Raw genomic sequence first — 6,841 nt, forward strand, 5'->3', positions numbered from 1 at the left:
GTCCGTTTTCTAGAACTTGGTCATTCATCTAGATTAAATTTCAAATCAGTTATTTTCATTTTTAATCCCATATTAAATCAGTTAACTCATTATTTAATAGTCTACATTTTTCAGCGGCATCAATGATTTTCTGCGCTCTTTCAATGTTAGCTTCTGTAATATCAAATTTAATTTCACTCCATCCATCCTGATCAGTTATGTATATTGAAAACCAATTATTTATCAGTGAATTGTTACTTTTAATGGCTGATATTTTAATAAAGAATAATCCACAATCTAAATAAGCCATTGTCATTCTAGGTGAATTATCAAAATACCAATCATCCGACGTGTATTTAAAATCTTTCATTGAGCAAGTTAACATAATCAAGCCTTCTCTAATTACACTCATATTTCAACGAGAGTTTCTTTCCAGTCCATATCTTCTAAATCGACAATAGCTACAATTTCATATTGAGATGATGGTAATTCAGAGAACCAATTGTCGTTAATTTGAGACGGCCTTTTGTTCCATGCCAATACAATTCCCTTGTTTTCTGTGACTATAAATTTAGTCCAGAATGGAACTGATAATTCAATGCCAAAGTAGTTAACTTCGATTGGCTTTATTAAGCTGATTAATTTCATGTGATTTTATTTCCTGTATAAATGCAATTTTAAGATTGAGCTATTTTATTTTCAATGAAATTTCTGTTGCAAACTGATTTATTTTATCACTCATATCTTGCAGTGATTTAATGTCGCTACGACGAATTTCTAATAAAATTAGCTTCTTAATTAATTGCTCTAGTCGGGGATAATAGCCGATTGTTTGTAATCTCTCTTGACCGATGTTTTTACCTTCCTTATTTATTTTAATCTCATTAAGAATGAACTGATACTCATCTGACGTGATGACATATTTATCTAATCTTATTTCCATAATTAATCGCTCCAATAAGATAGTGCCTCTTGTGCAGCATCATGCGGATGAATATATTTCCAATATTCATCTTTTCTAGAATATGATTCAATCTCACATGCTGCGGCTTCTTTTGCTTCTGATAAACTCATTCCGCGATATACGAGAACATTTATCATGTATCGCTTGAACATTCGTTTCCAGATGAAATAAAAGTGATGACAGAGATAATCACTCATTATTTACCTCCGGCGCGGCAGGATGAATAAATTCAGCCCATGCCAATACCTGGATATTTTTGTCTATTTCTTCATAATAAGAGTTATATTCATAATGACTATATTCTTCATGCCAGCCCACAGCATGCACCCAAGCTATAGCATCATTGTAAACGGACCACTCAGGAATATCTCCATCTTCTTCATAATCCCATGTATCAATATGTTCTTCATCTGGTGTCGGTTTGTTTAAATAATTAAGCACAGTGACATATTCATGAATCTGAGGCGCTTTATAAAAATATTGAGCCTGTCCGTTTTCATCTTGTCCGACAAAATCAAGCTGCTTTACTGTTCGACGTACATATGCCCAACATTTCATTTCTTCGCCAACTTTAATATCGGGATGCGAATTGAAATTCCAATCTATATTAAGCATTGAGTTAATCTTATCTATTACTTGGCCCGGAGAACCTGAATCATTCTCTTCTTTAATTCCCGCAGCACAAGCTATAGCACCCAAACCCAAGCACGACTCATAAAACATTTCTTTATAGCTGTCACGTTCTTTACGAAGAAACTTCAATTTATCAGCTATCTCATTCAAAATTAAATAATCGTCACAGCTTGCTACTCTTGCTAATTCGTGACATGCGGATATTAAAGACTCTGTATTTTTAGTCATGATAATTACCTCTGCTGAATAACTTCGGCTTCAATATAACTGATGTCTAAAATTTCGAACATGTCGTCAACATCTATTTGACAACCTAATCGGTCTTCATCATCGATTATTTCCTTGTATTCATCATCGTCTACTTCAATTATTTTACTGAAATAAACTGAAGCATTTCCTGTTATTATTAATTTCTTGCTCATGAGTTATTCCTCTTAATAATCATATTTTCACAAATTTCTTTAGCTCGATGACAAGTGTCAATATCGAACCAGCCGAAGTGACATTCGCATTTATTGATACCCAATTTTCTTGCTAGCCATTTATACGCATCCGTGCGCTCTAAATTCCATCTCTCTCGCATTTCTTCAAAATGCCAATGACCGCTAATTCTAGCATTTCGAGTTGCTTTATCTGCCAACGTTCCTAACGGAATGTCAGTATATGGATGCATCCCTACATACGCGCTACACGATGTGCAGATATACATCCACGGCCATTTACTGTGGATTTTTCCGAATATCTTTTCATGATGAGCTATTGTTACGTGGCCGCAGCAATAATGACATCTCACGGGAATTGGGAGCGGGTCTTTAACCCGCTGAATTGCTTTATTGCATGGATTCCACGGTGTTTTTTGACACATAATAAACCCTCTATTTTTAATTAATATAATTTCCTACATATTGATTATCCATTTCAGCCAATAATTTAGTTCTTAATTCAGTAAGAATCTGTCGCTCTTCATGCGTGCTACATGAAGTAAATGCAGTGGAATATTCGACATGATGTTTATTTAAGTCTTCATTAAACGAGATAAAAATTTCTAACTTCACAGCCATAAATCACCTCACTTAAATTAATTAATTTTTACATCGTTCAGGATTTTCGAGAATAAATACGCGATAGGTGAACTCTAAAACGGAATATCATCATCAAAATCCACTGGTGGCTCATTGCTTTGTGGAGCAGAGGATTGAGCCGGACGCGAAGGAGCACCGCCACCGCTGAACTGCTGAGATTGCTGCTGTGGTTGCTGTGGTGCTCCCCAAAATTGAGATTGTTGTTGCCCTGAATATTGCTGTTGTGGCTGTTGCCCTCCCTGTACATTGCTGCCAAAATCCAATTTTTCGACAATAATTACCGCCGCTGATCGCTTGGTTCCGTCCTGCGTCGTCCACTCCTCCATGAGGAATTCACCCGTCACTACGATCTTGATCCCTTTAGTTAAGTATTGGGGCAACTTTTCAGCCTTAGCCCCAAACATCTTGCAGACTACCCAGGATATTTTTTCGTGCTCCCCATAGCCTTGCTTAACTGGTAGAGAAAAAGAGGCGATCGGCTTCCCTGCCGGAGTCCATCTTTGTTCACAGTCCCTGCCTAAATTTCCACTCACTATAATTGTGTTAATTGCCATTTATGCTGCCTCATTTTGCTCAAGTTCTGATTTTTTCAGCTCATATATTTCTTGAGCTTTTCCTTGCTCTGGTGTGTCCCGGAGTGATTTATAAGCCTCAGCAAATGCTGCTTTGAGTTCATCCATGTTCTTTGCTTTCCCTGCAAAATCAGTAAAGTGAGCCAGATCTATCTCGGCCTTGCTTCTTCCATCGTTCAGCCAGTCCATTAACCGCTTGCCTGTACCCTCATCAATGACAGTGAAATCAGCATTACTGAACAACCCGGTTCTGTCCTTGCTTGCTGTTGCTGTGTGGGTCTCATGGTTCAAATCAATGACAGTAGTGAATTCATACTCAACACCGTCGCGTTGCTCTGACTTCATGCCTAATTTATCGACTCTCTTTTTCCCGTTCCCATTATCAACCTGGGCTGTTTCTGTCTTACTGCGCATCGTTGCGATGATGTTCATGTCAGAACGAAGAATTGAGTCGAGAAACTTGTTGTGACGCGGAGTGATATCGCTCCATGCTGACCACGTATTTCCGCGATATTTGGCCTTCGCCAGACTATCCAGCATTTCCAGACAGCCACCCGTCCCACTCCATTCGTGAGTGATGCTATCGATGATGAGGTTATCGTATCCGGCTTGTTGTGCAGCACCGATAGCCTCGATAAATCGCTCTGGGGTAAATGGCGGGGCTAATTCCAGAACATCAAAGTTGAATCGGTCAGAGTACAGTGATGCGCTGCCTTTTTCGGTATCAATCACTGCTGTTGTGCCGCCAAGTCCTTTTGCGATTGTTAATGCGCAGTATGTTTTTCCAGAGCCACTGGGACCAGTTAATGCCAGTCGCAGTTTGGCCTGTTTTCTCATGGCTTTTGCAAATTTCATCATTAATCTCCAGTCCAAATACCACCATGCCGACGTATTGGGTTATCACCGCGATAATGGTCGTACTCTTTTCGTTTATGGGTTTTGAAATATTCTTGCCACTCCAAAGTTTTTTGATTTTCTCGCTCGTTAATCAGATAACTGGGGAGGGGAGGGTGATTTAATGCAGCATCGAGATTTGCATTCCATAGCTTTTCTGCGATTGCCATATTTGATAATTTAAAAACGTTTGGGTGAGGTTTTCCGTTAATTATTTCCCTGACTGCTTCTATAGCCTCTTGCTTACTCTTGAAAATATCTGGCGCTCTTATTAAATACCCAGTCATGTAAAATCTCCGCTAAGTTCAATTAAACTAATCGGCATATTCATATCCAAGGATTGGATAGAGCGCTTATATTCAACTTCCTTGTGCTCGATAATCTCTTTATCTGAATAGCCGATTCTTTTATAGAATTCCGTTTCCTTGCTTTTTCCCTGATGTTGATGAGAGTTCATATTACAAAGCCTCTATTTTATAACCCCTTTGCTCGAAATATTCCTTTACTTCGTTGAAACAAAGATTAGTTGAATTAAGCACCTCCTCGGAATTTCCCTGTATAACAACATTCCCGGTTATTTCGATTTCATTTACTCTACTAGAGTGTTTGACTTTAAAAGAGTCACAATTGACTATAAGCATAATTACCTCAGAAAAACTAAAATTAACGTTGTAAACAGAATTAAACAGGTGGGAAATAACATAGCAAAGAGCCACTCTTTAATCATCTTCATATGCTAACCTTAGATAGTTCATGGCTATTGACCAGTTTATATCGCTCATTAGTTGACGGGCGATATAAGCTTCACATTGAGCTAAATTGAAAAGTTGTTTGTTTATTTTCATGCTATATACTCCAATGCCCTCCGCTGGCGTCACTACTCCTTTGTTAAAATTCACCTCTACTTATTTTAGCTAATGCTCCTGCATGCTGCTTAGCGGCTTCTAAAGTTAAATGAATTCTTCCCTCTTTTAGTCTCAAATAATCCTCGTCACGATTACACCATTTCATCATATATGGATTAAAAACTATATAATATTTATCTCCGTTTTCTAATTCATAATCAATAGGTTTAGGAAATCTAACTTTGCCGACAGTGATTATTTCAGGCTTGCGGCGATATTCCAAGTCAATAAGCCATGTTGGATTGCTAGTAGTAAAACTTACCCACTTTCCATTAAAACAAACTTGCCATAACTTCCACGGTTCATCAGTTTTCAAAGCATCTTTTGCATATTGCATCATAAGTTCAGCGTGTACGTGTGCAGACATATTATTCTTCCTCTCGTTTAATTACGGAGTAACCATTTTCTTCTAAATAATTAACAATATCTTTCTCGCCGATTATTTTTAGTATATCCTCGCAATAAAATTCGTTAATCATTCTTTGCAAATTTTCTTCATTTACGTCAGATACTTCAACTGAGATTCCTTCTTCGGAACGCGTAATTCTTACGTCTTCACACCATATTTCAAAACTGTAAATATCTTGTATTTTCATCATTGTTTAATCCTCATTTTTCATTAAATTAAATTTTCTTATTGTAATCAACTGCTCTTCCTCGACGCAATTCAACAAATAAGCGTCTTCTATCCACTCAATTAATTCTGGTTCGCTATGCTTTCCACCTCCATAATAAAACGTCCAGCCTGCCCATTGTCCGTTCGGTGCTTGGGTTGCTACTGATTTCGTTTCATAGTGACGGCTAATCGGACATTTAATATCAGTTTCTTGAATACCGTACCTGACGCCATCGATAACATCCTGAATTTCTCCTTCTTCTTTTAAGAGAGCTTCAAATGCATCATCGACTTGCTCACCGGTGAGATTGATATTAATGCCTTCTTTTGAATACAGTTGATAATAATCTTCTAACACTTTATATCGAATAACCTGTTGTGCAGTTAACATTGTTTTTACTCCAGTTAATTTAATTGATAGGCAGTAACCTTGCTGGTTAATTAAAGTACAGTCCAGCACCGAGCGTTATTTCTATTTCTCCACGCGAGAGAAACATACATTTTTCGCATTTCAGAACCGCGCCGATAGATTTTAGCTTCTGATAAATAGCGAGCTTGTTCAGCTTTACATTCAATTGCAAATTTCATTTTTGAGTTCATTGTTTAACCCTCATATTTACACTTTAATGAAAATCTCACGAAAATCATCACAATCTACAGTAATCCACTCTAAATCTTCATCTTTGACAACTAACCATGAGCCGGTCACGCCGATAGAAAAGATTCTGTATTTTTCATCTTTATTAAGAATATGAAAAGAGTCATTAACTTTAATGCAAACACTTTCATGGTCAGGATGAAAATGATTTTTTTGCGGATTATTTTTCAACCATACAGAATTAATTTTTACTAAATCTTTGTCATTGAATTTAACCTGATTCTTTTGCATGATGTTTACCTTCTTAATTTAATAATTGGCTTCCGTGCCGATGATTCCCTGTTTTTCCCGATGAAGTGTTATAGCCTACTTATGCGTTAACCGGGCGCTAACCGGAACTCAGTGATGCTCTAAGCCGCCTTTCCCTCACTACGTCGCCGTGGGAACCCGACCTCTACACAGTCGTCGTGTGCCTGGATTTATCAGGCTGGTAGCGGTATAGCTGTGTCACTAAACCATGATTAATTCTCCTTTTAATGTTCTTATATTTAACTCTCTACAATAAGTAGCATCCATGCCAAAAATTTCCTGTTATTCC

General features: G+C 37.5%; 15 protein-coding genes. All 15 read right to left on the bottom strand.

Going from position 1 to position 6,841, the window contains the following annotated elements; genetic code table 11:
• Positions 1 to 61: 61 nt before the first annotated feature.
• A complete protein-coding gene (locus C6H66_RS22055; RefSeq protein ID WP_105396730.1) occupies positions 62 to 391 on the bottom strand; it encodes a hypothetical protein in 330 nt (109 codons plus the stop codon).
• Positions 388 to 627, bottom strand: coding sequence for a hypothetical protein (locus C6H66_RS22060; RefSeq protein ID WP_105396731.1), 240 nt, complete (start codon positions 625 to 627; stop codon positions 388 to 390). The genes C6H66_RS22055 and C6H66_RS22060 overlap by 4 nt, the downstream gene beginning before the upstream one ends.
• Before the next feature lie 40 nt (positions 628 to 667).
• Positions 668 to 922, bottom strand: a complete 255-nt coding sequence (locus C6H66_RS22065; protein WP_105396732.1) for a DUF5405 family protein — start codon at positions 920 to 922, stop codon at positions 668 to 670.
• Positions 923 to 924: 2 nt separating this feature from the next.
• Positions 925 to 1,140 (bottom strand): hypothetical protein, encoded by a 216-nt coding sequence (locus C6H66_RS22070; RefSeq protein WP_105396733.1) that lies wholly within the window; start codon positions 1,138 to 1,140, stop codon positions 925 to 927.
• Positions 1,133 to 1,804: a hypothetical protein gene (locus C6H66_RS26160; RefSeq protein WP_181150264.1), complete on the bottom strand. Its 672-nt coding sequence runs from the start codon at positions 1,802 to 1,804 to the stop codon at positions 1,133 to 1,135. The genes C6H66_RS22070 and C6H66_RS26160 overlap by 8 nt, the downstream gene beginning before the upstream one ends.
• A gap of 5 nt (positions 1,805 to 1,809) precedes the next feature.
• On the bottom strand, positions 1,810 to 1,998 hold the full coding sequence (locus C6H66_RS22080; protein WP_105396734.1) for a hypothetical protein: 189 nt from the start codon (positions 1,996 to 1,998) through the stop codon (positions 1,810 to 1,812).
• Complete coding sequence (locus tag C6H66_RS22085; RefSeq protein WP_105396735.1) at positions 1,995 to 2,441, bottom strand: zinc-finger-containing protein; 447 nt, start codon at positions 2,439 to 2,441, stop codon at positions 1,995 to 1,997. The genes C6H66_RS22080 and C6H66_RS22085 overlap by 4 nt, the downstream gene beginning before the upstream one ends.
• A gap of 270 nt (positions 2,442 to 2,711) precedes the next feature.
• Entirely contained in the window at positions 2,712 to 3,212 is a 501-nt protein-coding gene (locus C6H66_RS22095; protein ID WP_105396737.1) for a single-stranded DNA-binding protein, read from the bottom strand.
• Positions 3,213 to 4,085, bottom strand: coding sequence for an ATP-binding protein (locus C6H66_RS22100; RefSeq protein WP_105396738.1), 873 nt, complete (start codon positions 4,083 to 4,085; stop codon positions 3,213 to 3,215). It abuts the gene before it with no gap.
• Between the two features lie 2 nt (positions 4,086 to 4,087).
• Positions 4,088 to 4,411 (bottom strand): hypothetical protein, encoded by a 324-nt coding sequence (locus tag C6H66_RS22105; protein ID WP_105396739.1) that lies wholly within the window; start codon positions 4,409 to 4,411, stop codon positions 4,088 to 4,090.
• A complete protein-coding gene (locus C6H66_RS26165) occupies positions 4,408 to 4,581 on the bottom strand; it encodes a hypothetical protein (protein WP_181150265.1) in 174 nt (57 codons plus the stop codon). Before C6H66_RS26165 ends, C6H66_RS22105 begins: the two co-directional genes overlap by 4 nt.
• 431 nt (positions 4,582 to 5,012) lie before the next feature.
• Positions 5,013 to 5,396, bottom strand: a complete 384-nt coding sequence (locus C6H66_RS22120; protein WP_105396742.1) for a hypothetical protein — start codon at positions 5,394 to 5,396, stop codon at positions 5,013 to 5,015.
• Position 5,397: 1 nt separating this feature from the next.
• Positions 5,398 to 5,628, bottom strand: a complete 231-nt coding sequence (locus tag C6H66_RS22125) for a hypothetical protein (RefSeq protein WP_105396743.1) — start codon at positions 5,626 to 5,628, stop codon at positions 5,398 to 5,400.
• A gap of 3 nt (positions 5,629 to 5,631) precedes the next feature.
• Positions 5,632 to 6,036, bottom strand: coding sequence for a hypothetical protein (locus C6H66_RS22130; protein ID WP_105396744.1), 405 nt, complete (start codon positions 6,034 to 6,036; stop codon positions 5,632 to 5,634).
• Between the two features lie 225 nt (positions 6,037 to 6,261).
• Positions 6,262 to 6,534, bottom strand: coding sequence for a hypothetical protein (locus C6H66_RS22135; protein ID WP_105396745.1), 273 nt, complete (start codon positions 6,532 to 6,534; stop codon positions 6,262 to 6,264).
• Positions 6,535 to 6,841: the final 307 nt, after the last annotated feature.

The sequence above is a fragment of the Photorhabdus hindustanensis genome (assembly GCF_002968995.1).
Classification (GTDB): Bacteria; Pseudomonadota; Gammaproteobacteria; order Enterobacterales; family Enterobacteriaceae; genus Photorhabdus; species Photorhabdus akhurstii.

Bases quoted from the DNA above. Each gene is read 5' to 3' on its own strand.
- C6H66_RS22120 (WP_105396742.1), bottom strand. From the start codon at position 5,396: ATGTCTGCACACGTACACGCTGAACTTATGATGCAATATGCAAAAGAT.
- C6H66_RS22080 (WP_105396734.1), bottom strand. From the start codon at position 1,998: ATGAGCAAGAAATTAATAATAACAGGAAATGCTTCAGTTTATTTCAGT.
- C6H66_RS22105 (WP_105396739.1), bottom strand. From the start codon at position 4,411: ATGACTGGGTATTTAATAAGAGCGCCAGATATTTTCAAGAGTAAGCAA.
- C6H66_RS22130 (WP_105396744.1), bottom strand. From the start codon at position 6,036: ATGTTAACTGCACAACAGGTTATTCGATATAAAGTGTTAGAAGATTAT.
- C6H66_RS22125 (WP_105396743.1), bottom strand. From the start codon at position 5,628: ATGATGAAAATACAAGATATTTACAGTTTTGAAATATGGTGTGAAGAC.
- C6H66_RS22060 (WP_105396731.1), bottom strand. From the start codon at position 627: ATGAAATTAATCAGCTTAATAAAGCCAATCGAAGTTAACTACTTTGGC.
- C6H66_RS22055 (WP_105396730.1), bottom strand. From the start codon at position 391: ATGAGTGTAATTAGAGAAGGCTTGATTATGTTAACTTGCTCAATGAAA.
- C6H66_RS26160 (WP_181150264.1), bottom strand. From the start codon at position 1,804: ATGACTAAAAATACAGAGTCTTTAATATCCGCATGTCACGAATTAGCA.
- C6H66_RS22085 (WP_105396735.1), bottom strand. From the start codon at position 2,441: ATGTGTCAAAAAACACCGTGGAATCCATGCAATAAAGCAATTCAGCGG.
- C6H66_RS22135 (WP_105396745.1), bottom strand. From the start codon at position 6,534: ATGCAAAAGAATCAGGTTAAATTCAATGACAAAGATTTAGTAAAAATT.
- C6H66_RS22100 (WP_105396738.1), bottom strand. From the start codon at position 4,085: ATGAAATTTGCAAAAGCCATGAGAAAACAGGCCAAACTGCGACTGGCA.
- C6H66_RS26165 (WP_181150265.1), bottom strand. From the start codon at position 4,581: ATGAACTCTCATCAACATCAGGGAAAAAGCAAGGAAACGGAATTCTAT.
- C6H66_RS22070 (WP_105396733.1), bottom strand. From the start codon at position 1,140: ATGAGTGATTATCTCTGTCATCACTTTTATTTCATCTGGAAACGAATG.
- C6H66_RS22095 (WP_105396737.1), bottom strand. From the start codon at position 3,212: ATGGCAATTAACACAATTATAGTGAGTGGAAATTTAGGCAGGGACTGT.
- C6H66_RS22065 (WP_105396732.1), bottom strand. From the start codon at position 922: ATGGAAATAAGATTAGATAAATATGTCATCACGTCAGATGAGTATCAG.